Here is an 18,685-nt window from a genome sequence, read left to right on the forward strand (position 1 = left end):
ATTAACATTATATTTAGGTGACAGAATAAAGAAGTAAATGCACCTAATTAAACCTAAGATACAGGTGGCTAAAAAGCTTGCTGTATGAGCATTATTCCTTCTTCCTGACATCCGTTACATCCGTCGAGCTAATCCGTTGCCGAACTTCCTTCTTCCTTCTTCCTTCTACTTACCATGAAAAGAGTTATTGTACTTGTTGGTTTACCTGCTTCGGGAAAATCTCAATTTGCTAGGGAATTACTGCTGTCGGAACCTGCAAAGTGGGTGCGTAGCAATAAAGATTTGCTCAGAGAAATGGCTCACGCTTCTCATTGGTCGCCGGCGAATGAAAAGTTTATTGTGCAGTTGAGAGATACGATTATTTTGATGGCTTTGGAAAGCGGCAAGCACGTCATTGTTGATGATACTAATTTCGGGTCTCACATCGAGCATATCAAGGAGTTGGTTAAAGGTAAAGCTGTTGTGGAAGTTAATGATTCTTTCTTGCAAGTTCCGGTAGAGGAATGTATTAAACGAGACTTGAAAAGGCTTAATTCGGTGGGCAAAGATGTGATTATGAAGATGTACAATAAGTACGTGCGGGTTCCCGTTTTGCCGCCGGAATATAACCCGGATTTGCCGGATGCAATTATTGTTGATATGGACGGCACGCTGGCACTTCTCAATGGCAGAAATCCTTTTGATGCTTCGACGTGCGATCGCGATTTGCCCAATCAGCCCGTCTTAGATACCGTTCGCAAGTGGCAGTCCAGCGTTAATATTATTGTAGTGTCGGGCCGGACGGATGATTGTCAGCCTCAAACTGAAAAATGGTTGCAGCAGTACGAGGTTAATTATGCCGCTCTTTATATGCGGAAAACCGGAGATATGAGGAAGGATGCGATTATGAAGGAAGAATTTTATCGGCAGCATATTGCAGGGAAATATAATGTTAAGTTTGTGTTGGACGATCGCCAGCAAGTTGTTGATATGTGGAGAGGCTTGGGATTGACGGTATTCCAAGTAGATGAAGGGGATTTTTAAGGCAGGGTTTGTTTGCGCGGGCGATATCCCAACTCCTAATGCTACACTCAAAGTAACCCGGAATTGAGCTAATTCATCTGCGTTAATCTGTGTTTATCTGCCCTCATCTGCGGTGAAAAAAAGATAATTTCTCGGGCCGCAGATGACAAGGGATTCACGCTGATTCACGCAGAGGTCGAGAAGAGAGATAGGAATAATTCCGATGCTAACAGATTTGAGATTATTTACTTATCGCGTCCAAGCCAGCCAGCGATTAAACAAATTTTTCACAAACGGAGTCAAACGAGTGCGATTGTAAGCATCTCCCGCTTTCCGAATTGCATCAGCTTGTGTCGGATACGGGTGAATTGTGCTAGCAATTTTTCCTAAACCAATATTGTTAACCATTGCTAAAGTAATTTCGCTAATCATATCCCCAGCGTGTCGCGCTACAATAGTTGCACCTAATATTTTATCGCTGCCTTTTTTGACGTGAATTTTCACAAATCCTTCCTCTTCGCCGTCAATAATTGCCCGATCGACTTGACTGAAAGGAATTAAAAATGTATCGATATCAATGCCTTTTTCCTTAGCCTCGTGTTCCCCAATTCCGACGCGCGCAATTTCCGGGTTTGTGTAAGTACACGAAGGTATCGTCAAAGCGCTGAGCTTTTTGCGTCCGAAAAATAGAGTGTTTTGAATTACCATTCTCGCGGCAAAATCAGCAGCGTGAGTAAATTTATGTTTCATGCAAATATCGCCGGCGGCATAAATGCGGGGATTAGTAGTTTGCAAATTGTCGTTGACAAATACGCCTTTCTGTGTATCGTATTCAACTCCGATTGCCTCCAGATTCAATCCTTCGACGTTGGGCGATCGCCCTGTACTCACAATAATTTCATCTACTGTTACCGATGCTTCATTATCTTGACATTTATAATAAATTACTTTGCCTGCATTTGTTTTCTCAACGCGCTCTATTTGGGATTCTAGTATTAGTTGAATTTCTTCGCGTAGAAAAGCCTGCTGCACGATTTTAGCAGCATCCGCATCTTCTTTGTCTAAAATCTGAGCATTTTTGTGCAGCAATACGACTTCCGAACCCAGCCTGCGGAATGCTTGAGCCAATTCGCAGCCGATCGGCCCTGCGCCAATTACGGCCAAACGCTGAGGTCTTTCTGTCAGGTTAAAGACAGTTTCATTTGTCAGATATCCAGCTTCTTGTAAACCAGGAATTTGTGGTTGTAGCGCCCTTGCACCTGTGGCAATTACTGCTTTTTTAAACCGGAGAGTTTGACCTGCAACTTCTACTGTATTATTGCTAGTAAAACGACCAGAACCTAAAAAAACATCAACTCCTAATTTGTACTGGTAGCGTTCAACAGAATCAACATCGCTGATTCCTGCCCTGATGCGGCGCAGCCGTTCCATCACAGCGGCAAAATCCACTTCTACACTGTCAGAAACATTAACTCCAAATTTACTTGCTTCCCAGATATCGCCGACAGTGCGAGACGATCGAATTAAAGATTTTGAAGGCACGCAACCGACATTCAAACAGTCGCCGCCCATCAAATGTTTTTCAATCAAAGCAACTTTCGCGCCCAAACCTGCCGCACCTGCAGCAACAATTAATCCAGCGGGTCCCGCGCCAATTACTACTAAATTATAAGAACTAGCTGGCTGGGGATTTACCCAATCGGAGGGATGCAAATAGGAGACTAATTTCTGGTTGTGTTCGTCCATTGGGGGGACTATTACGCGATCGACTTTTGACTCCGGCATTTGCAAATCCTCCTAATTAAATACTTTCTTCCAAAGCTTGGCTGGCTATCCTAGTGAGAAAAACAGTTACCGCAACAGTAGCCAGAAAACCGAGGATATTGAGCGACCATTTTGCTGCTTCTGTTTGGGGATTTGTTGACTGACATATCGCGCCTATCGCCGCAATATTACCCACCAAAGAACCGGAGTAAACGTACATGATTGTACCCGGTATCATGCCCAAGGAACCCAGCACGTAATCTTTCAAAGAAACTTGAGTAATTCCCAGAGCGTAATTCAATAAATTGAAAGGAAATAAAGGACAAAGACGAGTCAAAAAAACTATTTTTAATCCTTGTTGAGAAACGGCGCGATCGAGAGCTTTAAACTTGGGGTGAGATTCCATATATTTTACCACGCGATCGCGACATAAATAGCGCCCGATCGCAAAAGCAAATACAGCACCTAAAGTCGAAGCCGCAAAGACGTAAACAGAACCCCACCACAAACCAAAAATCGCCCCCCCTCCCAGCGTCAGTACCGAACCCGGTACAAACAGCACAGTAGCCAAGTTGTAAGTAGCTACAAAAGCCACTGGCCCCCACCACCCTAAATCCTCAATCCGCATTAACAGACTTCTCAAAACATCTTGAAGGTAGGGATATCTAGTTGCTACAATTAAGAGAGCGAGCAAAAGGGCGATCGAAAAAAACAACACTATGCGTTTAAATTTTACCCTAGCATAATCTTGGATTCGTTCTTTGACCATGATTCACGCGCAAATATTTATCAGCATTATACTCCAAACTTAAATTATTACTGTAAACTAGCCTAAAAGCGATTGTCATGACACCAAAAGCCCAACTTCCAATTCCCGAACATTTTGACCCCAAAAAATTAGGGGAAGTCTGGCGAGTCCCCTACCGAGAACGAGCCGCCCAAGCGAAAGATTGGGCAATTCAGCACAGCATTCAGCCAGCATCTAGCGACAAAAACCGCATTTGTTTGCTGATAATTGATGTCCAAAATACCTTTTGTTTGCCAGAATTTGAACTATTTGTTGGCGGGCGTTCCGGTAGCGGCGCAGTTGATGACAACCTGCGGCTGTGCGAATTTATTTACCGCAATTTAAATGCAATTACAACCATTGCGCCGACAATGGACACCCACACCGCCATGCAAATTTTTCATCCAATCTTTTGGATCGACGAAGCAGGCGAACACCCCCTACCAGCCGCCACTTCTATTACACTCGAAGATGTCCAAAAAGGCATTTGGAAAGTCAATCCCGCCATCGCCCACAGCATCAGCGGAGGGAATTTTTCAGCACTGGAAAAACAGGTTTGCCACTACGTCAAAAAACTCAGCGCCGATGGGAAATATCCCCTGACAATTTGGCCATATCACTCGATGCTGGGTGGCATCGGACACGCGCTGGTTTCGGCGGTCGAAGAAGCAGTATTTTTTCATACTATAGCCCGCAACAGCCAAGCACTTTTTGAAATCAAAGGCGGGAATCCACTGACAGAAAACTATTCGGTTTTGCGGCCCGAAGTTTTAGATGGATTCGACGGCAATCCAATTGCGGAAAAGAATGCTAAGTTTATTGATAAATTACTCGATTTTGATGCAGTAATTATTGCCGGACAAGCCAAAAGTCACTGCGTTGCTTGGACAATTGATGATTTGTTAACGGAAATTTTGGCGAGAGATCCGAATTTGGCAAAGAAGGTTTATTTGCTGGAAGATTGCACTTCGCCTGTGGTGGTGCCGGGTGTTGTTGATTTTACGGAACAAGCAGATGCAGCTTATCAAAAATTTGCGGCGGCGGGAATGAATGTTGTTCAATCTACTCAGTTAATTCTGGGCGATTAAAGACGCTTGTTTTCTGTTGAGTTTTTCAGTGCCAAAAAAGTATACATTATCAATCCTAGGCGATAATTTTTGTTTGTTTGGCACTCTGCTGCGATCGCATTTAACTGATTACTTATGATATCATATCCGATAAATCACTTGCGAGAGAAGCGTAGTTAAGGAGTTTCCCGATGACTGAAAGCGAAATTTATAGTGTTGTTTTGTTTCGGGAGGCGAGTATGCAAGCAATTTCAAAACTCTCGGTGGGCATCGCCACGACTATTCTGAGCACAGTTGTCACTGCAACCCAAGCCTACGCAGTTCCCGTAACCTACGATTTCACCATCACTGTTACCAAAGGCGGTTTAGCGGGGAATTCATTCAACGGTTCTTTCAGCTACGATGATGCCAAATTGAAGGGAACGGGAGTAGAAGAATTGGGAATTACTGACGGATTAACGACCTGCCTAAATTACCTTGGACGCACTTATCGCGAAACCGATGATACCAGTTATCCTACCTTTCCCACACTCAGATTTGAGGATGGCAAGATCACGCAACTAAACTTTTGGATTCAGCCGAATCAGCGAGTTAATTGGTGGAATTTACCTGGATGGGAAGTCAAGCTGTCTGAGCCTAAAATGGGCGATTCAACTGTTCCCAATTGTCAAAAACGGTGAGGCGTAGCCAAGGTGCGATCGACGGTAAAAATATAGGAGGAATTAGATGCAACTGCCTACGCTTACGGTAATTTCATGCAGCCACGCTACCAAGGTGCGAGCGTCGATCATCTGCTGGGGCGATCAAATTTTTGCGAGCGCTATCAACGAATGACTCAAAGATTGTTTGAAAAAACCGCATGATTCCTCTTCCCTGTCGGTCAAGAGTTCCTTTGCGGTTGACGATTTTCCATAACTATTTCCCATCCAGTCTGGGGACTTCTTGCAAAAAACTGCCGCTCAACATTAATTCAGTCATCCGGTCTAACTTACCGCTGACTTTTAATTTTTTATCGGTTTGAAAGCGCTCGATATTTGCTTTTAAATCGCCGCTATTATATCCTAATTTACTCAAATAGTCCATAGCTTGTTTGTCACTTAACCAGATATCCGCAGAACGAAAAATCGGCACGTATTCCTCCCGCCAAATCTGGGCAAAAGTTGCCCTATCTAAATAGAAAATCCTGCCCCGCGCCGGGTCTCCAATTGCAGCAATACTGTCATTCATTCCCAGCAAAGCCACCGCGTGCGGTAGCTTCCGAGGGCCGTCAAACAGCCAAACTGCTAGCACTCCGGGGCGATTAATTTGCTGAATTTGCTCCCAAGTCGGCGCCAGTTCGATCGCATTTACGCCTAAAGCTCTTGCTGCTATAATTAACTGCGGCATCGAAGTTCCCAAGCGACTCGTCCCGGCAAAACGCGCTACACTCGATTCCGTCGCATCGATTCCCCAACGCCTTAACACTGTTGCTAGGGCCGCCGGCGCGCAACTGCTGTTAGATGTTTGCCGAAATACACCGTTTGGCTGCAAATTATCTATTAAATCAGCGTAAATTGGCGCCATAAAATAGTTTTCAGCGCCTGTAAATCCTCCCAATCCCAACAAGCAAATTAAAATTACTGCGATTACTTGGGGTCGCGCTGTCAACCAACTTATACTAAAGCCAATACCGCAGACTCCCATCAGCATTACTCGTAGCAAAGTCCAAGTAACTCGCATCCCGTGAAAGCGCCACTCGATCGGCAAAGCTGGCATTTGAGGCAGATTTAGAGCCAGTAGCAGCAAGGCAATATAAAAACCCAAAAACAGCAGGGCGATCGAATTTCTGCCCTTAAACAAATCATTAGCCGTCACTCCAGATCGAACTAACACCCGCCCGAACCGCATTCCCCAAACAAACAGCACCGAACCCAGCACCAGCGTCACTACTATTTCCATGAACTCAAAATTTTGTTGCTTAACTAGGTTGTAACATTTATGCGATCGACTTGAACCCCAATCAATAGTAGGAGAGAGCAAGAGTGGGAGAGAGCAAGAGTGGGGGAGAGAATTTGACGATGTTTGGGTTTGGTTACTGAATTTCCCGCTACAATCGAATAAACAGGATTTATCCAAAATCGAAGCAGGCGAAACAACCATCAATCCTAAAGACTTTGATTTGCATAGCTTGCTCGATATTAAGTTTTTTCAAGTTTTTCTTGATGAGTCTGAGTCAATGGTTGAGAATCAAATAATTCAGCGACCTAACCGAACAGGAGATATTGCCATGTTTGCCAACTTAAAGCTGAGAAACCGGGGGCGACTCGGATCGGCAGTTCCCATTGTTTTGAAGGGGATTAATTAATTTATTTTTAAAACACAGGAACAAATTAAGATGATTAACTTCAAAGCCACCAAATTAAGAGAGCGTATCCTGTGGGGATATTCCATACCGATTTTGCTTTCAGTTGGAGCTGCTACTTTGGTTTTTTTTAATGCTAAAGAAGTAGAAGAAAAAGCAAAGCTGCTAAATAATTCTCATGCTGTTGTTATAGATTTGAAAGAGCAACAGCTAGGATTTGCAGGTATGCAAAAAGCTGCTCGCGGGTATTTTTTGGCAAAAAATAGCGATTTCTTAACTGAATACAATGAAGCGGTAAACAGCTTTGACCAATTCTATCAGGATTTACTCAAGCGGGTTCAAAACCCACAGCAGCGTCAGCGGCTAGAGGAAATGAATGTCTTACAAGATCAGATAGACAAGGGCTATAACCAAGCCTTTTCTTTGGTTGAGCAAGGTAAGCAAGAGGATGGACTTAACTTATGGAAGAGCCAAATTGTACCAAAGCTTCGTCAGGTTGATGCTATAGCTAAGGAGTTTCAAAGAACCGAGGAAAGTAATTTATTAGCTCAAGAAAATAAACAGATTCAAGCTTTGCAGTTCCTGAGTACAGTGGTGATTTTAAGCACTGCTTTAGCTGCACTTACGGCAATTGCGATCGCTCTGTGGATTGCTTCAGGCATTGCAAAGACAATGAATCAGTCAGTCAATATGATTGTTAGTTCTTCCACAGAGATTGCGGCCACAGTTGAACAACAGGAACGCACAGCCGCACAGCAATCGAGCTCTGTAAATCAAACTACAATCACAATGGATGAGTTGGGCGCGGCTTCCCAACAATCAGCCCAGCAAGCCCAAGCGGGTGCGGAATCTGCACGGCAAGCTTTAAAGATCACTGAAAAGGGAACCCTAGCAGTGGAGCAAACACTGGAATCGATGATAATATTGAAAGAAAATGTCGGGGCGATCGCGGCACAAATTCTGCAATTGAGCCAACAAACCCATCAGATTGGCAATATCTCTACTGATGTCACAGATTTAGCAAATCAAACAAATATGCTGGCACTGAATGCCTCAGTAGAAGCAGTCCGGGCAGGCGAAAATGCCAAAGGTTTTACTGTCATAGCCACAGAAATCCGCAAACTAGCAGATAAAAGTAAGAAATCAGCCGAGAAAATTAACCGCCTAGTCGATGATATCAAGAATGCGATAAATTCCACAGTAACGGTGACAAAGGAAGGTACTAAAACAGTAGAATCAGGAACCAAAATCAGTCAAGAAACGGCAGCAGCTTTCTCGGAAGTAGCAAATGCTGTTAATAATGTGGTATTGAACAATCAACAAATTTCTCTAACGGCTCAACAACAAGCAGTTGCTATTAAACAAGTAGTGGATACTATGAACACCCTCAACCTATCGGCAAAAGAAACAGCTAGTGGTATTAGTCAAACCAAAGTAGGCACTCAACAATTGAACGATGCAGCCCAAAATCTCAATTCAATTGTCTAAAGGGTGCTCAGTGTTTTGGACTAAGAGACTAGCAATTGATAGCATTGAGTCATGAATTGATCTCGCTGCCCTCACAGCTTGTCAAACAGTCGGCATTGAAGTCAAAGTGTTCGCAGGCGAGTGCATCGCCAAAGCCAGGGCAAGGGAATTTCTGCCCTTAAACAAATCCTCTTCTGTAACGGACGATCGAACAAACACCCGCCCGAACCCCATTCCCTAGACTAACAGCGCCGAACCCAGCACCAGGGTCACTACTATTTCTATAAGTTCAGAATATGCTCGCTTAACTAGGTTTTAACACGATCTGCGATCGACTTGAACCCCAATCAATAGTGGGAGAGAAGAAGAGTGGGGGAGAGAATTGGACGATATTTGGGTTTCGTTCCTCAATTTCTCGCTACAATCGAATAAACAGGATTTATCCAAAATCGAAGCAGGAAAAACAACCCTTAATTCTAAAAACTTGACCTGCATCGCTTGCTCGACATTAACTTTTGTCAGATTTTTGTTGATGAGTCTGAGTCAATGGTTGAGTTAGTAAAGCAAGGAAAGCAAAAAAAAGCGCTGGAAGTTTTTCCCACGAAAAAAGGGGCATTAATTATGAATTAGTATTAGGGATTAAATAACTACTTGGGTGAAAAATAGCAGGAAATTATTGATACTGCAACTTACCCACAAAAGTCAACAACTAATCAAGGAGTAAAAAGGGAAATGTCGCCAAATACTATTCGGCTTAGTAAAGTAGTTCCGTTGGGCTTCGGATCCATTTTTTTGTTAATGATTACCATCGGATTTGCCACTAAATTGAGTATGGATAATTTAGCCGAAGCTATTGAGTGGCAAACGCATACTTATGTAGTCAAGACAAATTTGCAAGCCATAGAAAAAGATTTAGTGGATGCTGAAACAGGACAGCGGGGGTTTATCTTCACTGGGAAAGAGGAATTTTTAGAACCTTATAAAAATGGTCAAGTAGCCTTTTATCAAACAGTAAAGGAGACAAAAGAGTTAATAAAAGATAATCCTGAGCAAGTTAAAAAGTTGGAGGAAGTTGAAAATTGGGGTCAGCAAAAACTAGATGAATTAGCGGAAACTATATCCCTGAAAAGGGCTGGCAAAGAACCAGAGCTAAGAGCCTTGGTGCTTTCAGGTAAAGGCAAGATATTTATGGATGAAATCAGGGATAAGCTGGCAGAAATGCTTAAGGTAGAAGATAATCTACTGGTTCAAAGAACAAAAGTAGCAAAACAGTCGGAGCAATTAGCGGCGATTGTTTCGATAGGAGGTACGATTGTTGCTGTAGTATTTGGTTCATTTATTGTATTATTTATTTTTGCTAAAATTATCCGACCAATCAATCAGGTAGCAAATACGATCGCCAGTTCTTCCACAGAGATTGCGGCCACAGTTGAACAGCAGGAACGCACAGCCGCACAGCAATCGAGCTCTGTAAATCAAACTACAATCACAATGGATGAGTTGGGCGCGGCTTCCCAACAATCAGCCCAGCAAGCCCAAGCGGGTGCGGAATCTGCACGGCAAGCTTTAAAGATCACTGAAAAGGGAACCCTAGCAGTGGAGCAAACACTGGAATCGATGATAATATTGAAAGAAAATGTCGGGGCGATCGCGGCACAAATTCTGCAATTGAGCCAACAAACCCATCAGATTGGCAATATCTCTACTGATGTCACAGATTTAGCAAATCAAACAAATATGCTGGCACTGAATGCCTCAGTAGAAGCAGTCCGGGCGGGTGAAAGCGCCAAAGGTTTTACTGTCATAGCCACAGAAATCCGCAAACTAGCAGATAAAAGTAAGAAATCAGCCGAGAAAATTAACCGCCTAGTCGATGATATCAAGAATGCGATAAATTCCACAGTAACGGTGACAAAGGAAGGTACTAAAACAGTAGAATCAGGAACCAAAATCAGTCAAGAAACGGCAGTAGCTTTCTCGGAAGTAGCAAATGCTGTTAATAATGTGGTATTGAATAATCAACAAATTTCTCTAACGGCTCAACAACAAGCAGTTGCTATTAAACAAGTAGTGGAGGCGATGAACACCCTCAACCTAGCGGCAAAAGAAACAGCTAGTGGTATTAGTCAAACCAAAGTAGGCACTCAACAATTGAACGATGCAGCCCAAAATCTCAATTCAATTGTCTAAAGGGTGCTCAGTGTTTTGGACTAAGAGACTAGCAATTGATAGCATTGAGTCACGAATTGAGCTCGCTGCCCTCACAGCTTGTCAAACCTGCGGCATCCAAGTCAAAACGATCGCAGGCGAGTGCATCGCCAAAGCCAGGGCGAGGGAATTTCTGCCCTTAAACAAATCCTCTTTTGTAACGGACGATCGAACTAACACCCGCCCGAAACGCATTCCCCAGGCTAACAGTACCGAACCCAGCACCAGCGTCACAAGTATTTCCGTCAACTCAAAATTTTGTTGCTTAAACTAGGGTTTTAACATTTATGCGATCGTCCGTGGGGAAGCGGAGGAGGAGGAGAGTGGGGGAATGGCAGCATTTTTCTTTTGCCTCCTGCCTTCTTCCCTCTTTCTTCAACCACACCTAAAATTGGCAAAATGTCAAGGGATTTTATCGACTTTTCCCCACTTTAGCCACCAAGTCCCAAACAAGATTTAGCGCCGGAAAAAATCCCCCAAATTTCTTGCCACAAACGGCCACATCGGTTGTAATATAGATGTAAGTCACAGCCCGTTAAAGTAATCAACCAACAATTAAGCCGCTCAATATATTCACGCTCCAACGAGCGGTGAGTTGTATTGAGCGTGCCTATTAAAGAGCGATCAAAGCTCGTCAGACACCCCAAATATTCAGGAAGAATCATGCCATCAAGATCCGCCAACGATGTAGACGTAGCAGAGCAATATTGGCACTACCTAGAAATATCCAAGGTTGCAACTATCTTAGAAACCAACCTGGAAAGCGGTTTAGAACCGACAGAAGCCAACCATCGCCAACAGAAATTCGGGCCCAACGAACTAACGGTTAAAGCAGGGAAACCAGCCTGGTTAAAATTTATCCTGCAATTTAACCAACCCCTCCTGATCATCTTGCTGAGTGCAGGTTTAATCAAAGCAGTGATTGGAGAATGGCTAAACGCTAGCGTAATTTGGGGCGTAACAACCACCAACGCTACTATTAGTTTCATCCAAGAAGCTGGAGCCGAGAAAAAAATTGAAGCTTTAGCCCAAGCTGTCACCACCGAAGCCACAGTCATTCGGGGCGGCAAAAAATTAAGAATTCCCTCCAAAGAACTCGTAGTCGGCGACTTAGTAATCCTGACTTCCGGCGACAAAGTACCGGCAGACTTGCGCTTAGTGAAAGTCCGCGACTTGCAAATCGACGAATCGGGACTCACCGGGGAATCTGTTGCGGTCGAAAAAGAATTAGGACAATCTGGAGACATAGTTCTACCAAAAGAAACGCCGCTAGCAGAACGGGATAACATGGCCTATGCCGGCAGTTTTGTCACTTTTGGCCAAGCTAGCGGCATCGTAATTGCGATCGCCAATAAAACCGAAACCGGCAAAATCTCCCAACTATTAGATCGCCACATCGACCTCACCACCCCCTTAACCCGCAAATTCAACCAATTTAGTCAAAACTGGCTGTTATTCGTGTTGGGAATGGCGACCTTGACCTTCGCCGTCAGATTGGGGAGGCCAGTCCCTGCGGGGGTTTCAGCCTTTAAAGAAGCAGTCGAACCCGCTGTCGCCCTGATTGTCGGCGCAATTCCCGAAGGCTTACCCGCCGTCATCACCGTCACCCTAGCCGTAGGCGTTTCCCGGATGGCAAATCGCCACGCGATCGTCCGCAAATTGCCCGCAGTAGAAACCCTCGGCGGCGCTACAGTCATCTGTTCCGACAAAACCGGAACCTTGACGGAAAACCAAATGACGGTGCAAGAAATCTATTCTGGTGGCGAATCCTACTCAGTTACGGGTACGGGATACAGCCCCGAAGGTGAAATTCAACTCAACCAACTGCCAATTACTGTCAGCCAAACTCCAACTTTGCAAGAATGTTTGCAAGCTGGACTCCTTTGCAACGACTCTCACCTGGAATTCAAAGACGATAATTGGATTGTCGTCGGAGATCCGACAGAAGGAGCGTTAATTGCTGCGGGCAAAAAAGCTGATTTGAGCCAGCAAATTTTGTCCAAGTCAATGCAACGGCTGGATTCAATTCCCTTTGAATCTCAGTTTCAATACATGGCGACGCTGCACCGAACTCCCAGTGGCAAAATTTTGTACGTCAAAGGTTCCGTAGAATCAATTCTCGGCCGCTGCGGTTCCAGTCTCGACACTCAAGGAAATCCGGTAGAAGTCGATCGCGAACAAATTCACCATCAAGTCGATGAAATGGCAAAGCAAGGCTTGCGCGTCTTGGCTTTAGCGAAAAAGCCAGTACCCCAAAGCCAAAATACCGTCGATCACTCGAATTTGGAGTCAGGCCTGGTTTTCTTGGGACTGCAAGGCATGATTGACCCGCCGCGGGCAGAAGCGATCGCAGCCGTCCAAGCTTGTCAAACCGCCGGCATCCAAGTCAAAATGATTACCGGCGACCACATCGCTACAGCCAAGGCGATCGCCCGCCGCATGGGATTCCGCAAAACTAAACACCACAGAGAACTTGTAGCCTACACCGGCGCCGAGCTCGCCTCAATGAGCAAGAACGAACTCGGCGAAGCTGTAGAAGCAGGTTCAGTTTTTGCCCGCGTCGCCCCCGAACAAAAACTCCGCCTCGTAGAAGCTTTGCAGCAAAAAGGCGAAATCGTGGCGATGACGGGAGACGGTGTTAACGACGCGCCAGCCCTCAAACAAGCGGATATCGGCATTGCGATGGGCAGCGGTACGGAGGTTTCTAAGGAAGCCGCGGACATGATTCTGACTGACGATAACTTTGCGTCGATCGAATCTGCTGTCGAAGAAGGGCGATCGGTTTACAAAAATCTGCTCAAAGCAATCAGCTTCATTCTCCCAGTCAACGGCGGGGAGTCAATGACAATTTTGCTCAGCACGCTCCTAGGTCGAGAATTGCCGATTTTGTCGCTACAAATTCTCTGGCTGAATATGCTCAACTCCATCACCATGACTGTGCCTCTGGCTTTCGAGCCCAAGTCAGCGGGAGTGATGAAACAGCAGCCCCGACCGGTAAACGAAGCTTTTCTCACTGGAAATCGGATCAAGCGCATCATCGCTATTTCTCTTTACAACTGGACTCTGATTTTCGGAATGTTTGAATGGGTGCGCCAAGCGGATTGGGGAACTTTGGCACTGGCCCGCACGATGGCGATTCAAGCTTTGGTAATGGGGAGAATTTTTTACCTGTTGAGTCTCAGCCAGTTGTTGCCTTCTTTGATTGCTAAGTTTAGCGGTTCTAAGGAAGAAGTTAGCGGCGCTCCCGCTCTCGGTGTGGGAATTGTCCTGGCGGTGATTTTGCAGATCATCTTTGCTAATTCTCCGTTTGTCAATCGCATATTTGAGACGGCTCCAATGAACTTGGATCAGTGGCTGATTTGCTTCGGCGTAGCCCTACCGATGATCGGTGTTGCTCTCTGGGTCAACCGCTTTGACCCGCCCAACTAATTCACCATTAACCTGTATGGTGCGTCAGGCTTGTGGTGAGCACGATAAACTCGGATTTTCCCACTGACGCACCCTACCGCCTGTAAAGTTTTAGCATTTAATTTAAGGGTTCCCAATGACAGATAGACTCTGGTTTGAGGGGACAAGTTTTGGGAGCGATCGGATTTCCGTTGAGCCAGAGTTCAGTCAGGTTAGTCAAAGATGCTAGCGGTTTGATGTCACCGATCTGATTGTTGACGAGCCGGAGATAAGTCAGGTTAGTCAAAGATGCTAGCGGTTTGATGTCGTTGATTTCATTGCTGTCGAGCCTGAGATCGGTCAGCTTAGTCAAAGATGCTAGCGGTTTGATGTCGTTGATTTCATTGCTGTCGAGCAAGAGATCGGTCAGGTTAGTCAAAGATGCTAGCGGTTTGATGTCATCGATCTGATTGTGGCTGAGGTCGAGCTGTGTCAGGTTAGTCAAGGACGCTAGCGGTTTGATGTCATCGATCTGATTGTTGTTGATCCAGAGTTCAGTCAAGCTAGTCAAGGATGCTAGCGGCTTGATGTCACCGATCTGATTGTTGTAGAGGAAGAGCTGTTTCAGGTTAGTCAAGGATGCTAGCGGTTTGATGTCGCCGATTTGAGTTTTGTCGAGCCAGAGCGAAGTCAGTTTAGTCAAAGATACTAGCGGTTTGATGTCGCCGATCTGATTTTCGCTGAGGTTGAGTGAAGTCAGGTTAGTCAAAGATACTAGCGGTTTGATGTCACCGATCTGATTTTCGCTGAGCCAGAGCAAAGTTAGGTTAGTCAAAGATACTAGCGGCTTGATGTCACCGATCTGATTTTTCCAGAGCTCTAGACGCTTTAGGTTAGTCAAAGATGCTAGCGGTTGGATGTCACCGATTTGATTTTCGCCGAGGGAGAGTACAGTCAGGTTAGTTAAGGATTCTAGCGGTTTGAGGTCGCTGATTTTATTGCTCCTGATGTCGAGATCGCTCAGATTAGTTAAGGATTCTAGCGGTTTGAGGTCGCTGATTTGATTGAATGTGAGGTCTAAATCAGTCAGGTTGGTCAAGGATTGCAATGGTTTGATGTCGCTGATAGAATTGTTGATGAGGTCGAGTTCAATGAGACTCGAAAGTTTCCGATCGGCCTCATCACAGTTTGTAGTCTCAGCTTTTTTCAACAGCACCTCAACAGTATGTTTAGCTTCAGGACTCAAATCAGCTTTTTGGCGACACCAATCAGCAAATGTTCGTCTACTGTTGGACGATCGCGTTTCGGCGGCATCAGCAGATAGTCCACTTCCACATAATGCTAGGACGATCGCGCTACAAGTAACTGCGATCGATCTTTGTAAATTTCTGTGTTTGTCTGCAACTATAAGTGTCATGATCTTGTACCTCTAATATTCTGAACTCTCAAGTTTTAGCCTTTAATATTTAGTTTGGTAAATCACTTACGATTAAGCGCCAATTTTAGTCCACCACTGAAAACCAGTTAACCGTGTGAAAACAGCAAAAGCGTATAATAATAATTATTTCTGTATAATTAACTACAATTAACAACTCAAAAAAGTAAAGATATATTAACAAAGTAAATGTGTGGTGGTGGCGATATTTGTCGCTTATTGATAATAGATTGGAAAGCCCCCCGATCGGCATTCGCTACAACTTTCACCCAGCAAATCTTGGTTTGAAGAGTTTTGATAAGCAAACCCGATCGCTCTTCCCAACGGCTCCTTATCGATACAGGGCTGTTTGCTTCTCAGGAAAACCAGCGTTTTGACTCTTGTCGTGCCAAGAATGCCGACCCTCCCCATCCACTATTTATTAAGCGTTTCAGGGATTGGGGCTGCCCCTCGTGGCTGCCCCTACAAGAGAATGAAACAGCCCTGCTTATCGATAGCGCAGTCCCACAAGATTTACTTATCAATCGAATTTAATAATTGTTTTATAATTTCCGCAAGAGTACGGTAGAGTTAATTATCAAGTCAAGGAAACGTGCGGCTCGCAAAAAGTGAGTTCACACAACTCGGCCGATCGAAATATCGATATTAATCAAACAAGTCAAATCAGCAGGGATAGTTTAAAGACTTATACTAGCGATAAATCTTTTGCTCCCTCCTGCCAACCTGCGCTCAAAACAGTTAGCTAAACCCAATTAGCGAACAGCAAAAAAGCGCGTTGATAACCTTCAGTGAATGTTGTTACAGAAGATTATGAATTGCAGCGAGGCTATGCTATGACAAGATTTTCAGATGAATTTTCTGCGCTTTCTCGGCGTAAATTTATCATCAAAGCAGGTGCATCTGCCCTGGGTTCAATACTGCTCAAAGGTTGTTTGGGAAATCCCCCAGAACCCGGTGCAACGGCCGGTGCTGACGGCGCAATACCCGCAGCTACCTCAGTAGTGGCTGTTGCCAACGAGAAAAGAGTCGAAGGAATTGAAAGCACTAAAATCACATTGGGATATATCCCGATCGTCGAAGCAGCACCTTTAATCATTGCTCAAGAAAAAGGCTTTTTTGCCAAATACGGCATGACTGAGGTAACAGTTGCTAAGCAAGCCAACTGGGGCTCTGCCAGAGATAACCTAGAAATTGGATCGGCAGGCGGCGGCATTGACGGCGGCCAGTGGCAAATGCCGATGCCTTATCAAATTAGTCAAGGTCTGATCACCAAAAACAGCGTCCAAATCCCCATGTATGTTCTGGCCCAGTTGAACACTCACGGAAATGGAATTGCGATCGCGGCCAAACACCAAGGCAAAGGCCTCGGACTTAAACTAGATCAAGCGGCCCAAGACTACATCAAAGGCCTCAAACAAGCAGGTACTCCCTTCAAAGCAGCCTACACCTTCCCCAAAGTCAACCAAGACTTTTGGATTCGCTACTGGCTGGCAGCTAACGGCATCGATCCCGACACAGAGGCCGAGTTGCTAACAGTACCCGCTGCCCAAACCGTCGCCAACATGAAAACTGGAAGTATGGACGCTTTCAGCACCGGCGACCCCTGGCCGCTGCGGATTGTCAAAGAAAACATCGGTTTCATGTCCGCCCTCACCTCCGAAATTTGGAAAGCACATCCAGAGGAATATCTAGCAATTCGCGGCGACTGGGTAGACAAACACCCCAAAGCCACCGAAGCCTTACTCGCAGGACTAATTGAGGCGCAGCAGTGGTGCGACAAGCCCGAACATCGAGCCGAATTAGTCGCCATTACTTCTGGAAGAAACTTCTTTGACGTATCTCCGACGGTTTTGACGCCTCCTTATCAAGGCAATTATGTTATGGGCGACGGCAAACCAGACATCAACGACTTCAAGATGAGTCCGCTGTACTGGAATGATGGCGTCGGCAACGTTTCCTATCCCTACAAGAGTCACGATTTGTGGTTCTTAACCGAAAGCGTGCGCTGGGGTTTCCTGCCGACAAAAACCTTGGCAGACAAAAAGACAATCATCGATAAAGTCAACCGAGAAGATATCTGGAAGAAGGCAGCTAAATTAGCCGGAGTTGCTGATGCTGACATTCCGAAAAGTACGTCTCGTGGCGTTGAAAAGTTCTTTGACGGCAAAGAATTCAACCCGGAAAATCCCGAAGCTTATCTCAAGAGTTTGGCAATTAAAAAAGTGTGATGGGGTCTTAGCTTCCCATAATTTAGTCTCGAAATTTAGTCTCGAAAATACACATCACCAGAGATAGGAGATTAGCAGCATGGCTGTAAGTACAAGTCGGAGAAGCGGCAATGCACAAGGAGCATTTGGCGAGTTTTGGAAGAAGAATTCTCCAAATATCTTGCCGCCAATTTTGGGAATAATTGGATTTCTATTAGTTTGGCAATTCCTGTCGAGCACCGGACTGATCAAACTACCGGGACCGATAAGTGTTTGGACTGACGAACGGACGCGGATATTGTTGCTGTATCCTTTCATGAATTCCAAAACCTACGGAATCGGCTTGTTTTGGCAAACTTTGGCTAGTTTGGAACGGGTGGCAAAAGGCTACACTCTAGCCGCTGCTGTGGGAATTGCTGGGGGTGTTTTGGTAGGTACGAATCCCTTCTTGAACAAGGCTTTAGATCCGATTTTCCAGTTTTTGCGGATGGTAGCGCCTTTGGCTTGGGTGCCGATCGCCCTGGCTGCACTGCAACAAAACGAACCTGCTGCTTTGTTCGTAATTTTTATCACTTCAGTGTGGCCGATTTTAATCAACACGGCTGAAGGTGTGCGCCAAATTCCCGACGATTACAACAACGTGGCGAAAGTGCTGCAACTTTCTCGTCAGGAATATTACATGAATATTTTGTTTCCGTCGGCGCTTCCTTATATCTTCACAGGATTGAGAATTGCGATCGGTTTGGCTTGGCTGGCGATTATTGCAGCGGAAATCGTGATGTCGGGGATTACGGGTATCGGCTTCTTTATTTGGAATGCTTACCAGCAAAACTACATCAGCGAAATTCTGTTAGCGGTGTTCTACATTGGGGCTGTTGGTTTGTTGCTAGATCGCATGATGGCTTGGTTGCAGCAAAAAATTGCTCCCCCTCAAGGAAAGTAGTTTTGAGTTACTTCTCTGGGGCCGGAAGAATTAGGATTATTTAACCGCGAAGACGGGAAGGACACGAAGGAAGAAGA

General features: G+C 45.1%; 13 protein-coding genes. 8 read left to right on the plus strand and 5 right to left on the minus strand.

The window, feature by feature from the left end; all coding sequences use genetic code 11:
* Positions 1–174 precede the first annotated feature (174 nt).
* Entirely contained in the window at positions 175–1,023 is an 849-nt protein-coding gene (locus tag QUA25_RS14005) for a phosphatase domain-containing protein (protein ID WP_333038736.1), read from the plus strand.
* Between the two features lie 228 nt (positions 1,024–1,251).
* On the opposite strand, the gene QUA25_RS14010 is transcribed toward QUA25_RS14005, so the two are convergent.
* Both QUA25_RS14010 and QUA25_RS14015 read right to left on the minus strand, forming a co-directional pair.
* A complete protein-coding gene (locus QUA25_RS14010) occupies positions 1,252–2,787 on the minus strand; it encodes a mercuric reductase (protein ID WP_333038738.1) in 1,536 nt (511 codons plus the stop codon).
* A 16-nt stretch (positions 2,788–2,803) separates the two neighbouring features.
* Positions 2,804–3,535 (minus strand): TVP38/TMEM64 family protein, encoded by a 732-nt coding sequence (locus tag QUA25_RS14015; RefSeq protein ID WP_333038739.1) that lies wholly within the window; start codon positions 3,533–3,535, stop codon positions 2,804–2,806.
* A gap of 77 nt (positions 3,536–3,612) precedes the next feature.
* Here QUA25_RS14015 and QUA25_RS14020 point away from each other — a divergent pair, with 77 nt between their 5' ends.
* A complete protein-coding gene (locus tag QUA25_RS14020) occupies positions 3,613–4,641 on the plus strand; it encodes an isochorismatase (protein WP_333038741.1) in 1,029 nt (342 codons plus the stop codon).
* A 170-nt stretch (positions 4,642–4,811) separates the two neighbouring features.
* Positions 4,812–5,300, plus strand: coding sequence for a hypothetical protein (locus tag QUA25_RS14025; protein ID WP_333038743.1), 489 nt, complete (start codon positions 4,812–4,814; stop codon positions 5,298–5,300).
* Positions 5,301–5,535: 235 nt separating this feature from the next.
* Here the strand turns inward: QUA25_RS14025 and QUA25_RS14030 are convergent, their stop codons facing one another.
* The gene (locus QUA25_RS14030; protein ID WP_333038746.1) at positions 5,536–6,558 is read right to left on the minus strand and encodes a cysteine peptidase family C39 domain-containing protein; all 1,023 of its coding nucleotides are present in this window, start codon (positions 6,556–6,558) and stop codon (positions 5,536–5,538) included.
* A gap of 436 nt (positions 6,559–6,994) precedes the next feature.
* Here QUA25_RS14030 and QUA25_RS14035 point away from each other — a divergent pair, with 436 nt between their 5' ends.
* Both QUA25_RS14035 and QUA25_RS14040 read left to right on the plus strand, forming a co-directional pair.
* Positions 6,995–8,449 (plus strand): methyl-accepting chemotaxis protein, encoded by a 1,455-nt coding sequence (locus QUA25_RS14035; protein WP_333038747.1) that lies wholly within the window; start codon positions 6,995–6,997, stop codon positions 8,447–8,449.
* A 711-nt stretch (positions 8,450–9,160) separates the two neighbouring features.
* Entirely contained in the window at positions 9,161–10,618 is a 1,458-nt protein-coding gene (locus QUA25_RS14040; RefSeq protein WP_445304872.1) for a CHASE3 domain-containing protein, read from the plus strand.
* An 81-nt stretch (positions 10,619–10,699) separates the two neighbouring features.
* On the opposite strand, the gene QUA25_RS14045 is transcribed toward QUA25_RS14040, so the two are convergent.
* On the minus strand, positions 10,700–10,885 hold the full coding sequence (locus QUA25_RS14045) for a hypothetical protein (protein WP_333038753.1): 186 nt from the start codon (positions 10,883–10,885) through the stop codon (positions 10,700–10,702).
* A gap of 414 nt (positions 10,886–11,299) precedes the next feature.
* On the opposite strand from QUA25_RS14045, the gene QUA25_RS14050 reads away from it, so the two are divergent.
* Entirely contained in the window at positions 11,300–14,065 is a 2,766-nt protein-coding gene (locus tag QUA25_RS14050; RefSeq protein ID WP_333038756.1) for an HAD-IC family P-type ATPase, read from the plus strand.
* Positions 14,066–14,162: 97 nt separating this feature from the next.
* Here the strand turns inward: QUA25_RS14050 and QUA25_RS14055 are convergent, their stop codons facing one another.
* Entirely contained in the window at positions 14,163–15,440 is a 1,278-nt protein-coding gene (locus tag QUA25_RS14055; RefSeq protein WP_333038758.1) for a leucine-rich repeat domain-containing protein, read from the minus strand.
* A gap of 851 nt (positions 15,441–16,291) precedes the next feature.
* On the opposite strand from QUA25_RS14055, the gene QUA25_RS14060 reads away from it, so the two are divergent.
* A complete protein-coding gene (locus QUA25_RS14060) occupies positions 16,292–17,686 on the plus strand; it encodes a CmpA/NrtA family ABC transporter substrate-binding protein (RefSeq protein WP_333038790.1) in 1,395 nt (464 codons plus the stop codon).
* 79 nt (positions 17,687–17,765) lie between these two features.
* Complete coding sequence (gene ntrB, locus QUA25_RS14065; protein ID WP_333038759.1) at positions 17,766–18,608, plus strand: nitrate ABC transporter permease; 843 nt, start codon at positions 17,766–17,768, stop codon at positions 18,606–18,608.
* Positions 18,609–18,685: the final 77 nt, after the last annotated feature.

Origin of the sequence: Microcoleus sp. Pol17C6 (genome assembly GCF_036701145.1) — a bacterium.
Classification (GTDB): Bacteria; Cyanobacteriota; Cyanobacteriia; order Cyanobacteriales; family Microcoleaceae; genus Microcoleus.